Annotated in this window: 1 rRNA gene; it reads left to right on the top strand. The window is 52.5% G+C overall.

The annotated features are described in order from the left end of the window. Nucleotides 1-138 precede the first annotated feature (138 nt). A 16S ribosomal RNA gene (locus SB816_RS29755) occupies nucleotides 139-590 on the top strand; the annotation flags it as partial.

The following is a 590-nucleotide window of genomic DNA, read 5'->3' as shown; positions in this document are numbered from 1 at the left end:
CAAGCACAATGAAATCAAGTGCTCACTAGAAGTGAAGTACCTTAGATGTCAAGTCTAAGCACATACCTCACTTCCTTTGAGTAGCGACGTATGACTCGGTTCTTCGGAACTAAGAAATACGAAACAAATACAGAGATTAAACTGAAGAGTTTGATCCTGGCTCAGATTGAACGCTAGCGGGATGCCTTACACATGCAAGTCGAACGGCAGCACGGACTTCGGTCTGGTGGCGAGTGGCGAACGGGTGAGTAATGTATCGGAACGTGCCCAGTAGCGGGGGATAACTACGCGAAAGCGTAGCTAATACCGCATACGCCCTACGGGGGAAAGCAGGGGATCGCAAGACCTTGCACTATTGGAGCGGCCGATATCGGATTAGCTAGTTGGTGGGGTAACGGCTCACCAAGGCGACGATCCGTAGCTGGTTTGAGAGGACGACCAGCCACACTGGGACTGAGACACGGCCCAGACTCCTACGGGAGGCAGCAGTGGGGAATTTTGGACAATGGGGGAAACCCTGATCCAGCCATCCCGCGTGTGCGATGAAGGCCTTCGGGTTGTAAAGCACTTTTGGCAGGAAAGAAACGTCG

It is taken from the genome of Achromobacter sp. SIMBA_011 (assembly GCF_046535435.1).
In the GTDB taxonomy this organism is placed as follows: domain Bacteria; phylum Pseudomonadota; class Gammaproteobacteria; order Burkholderiales; family Burkholderiaceae_B; genus Achromobacter; species Achromobacter dolens.
Note: the sequence above shows the minus strand (reverse complement) of the source record. Positions and strands in the feature narration are given on the sequence as shown.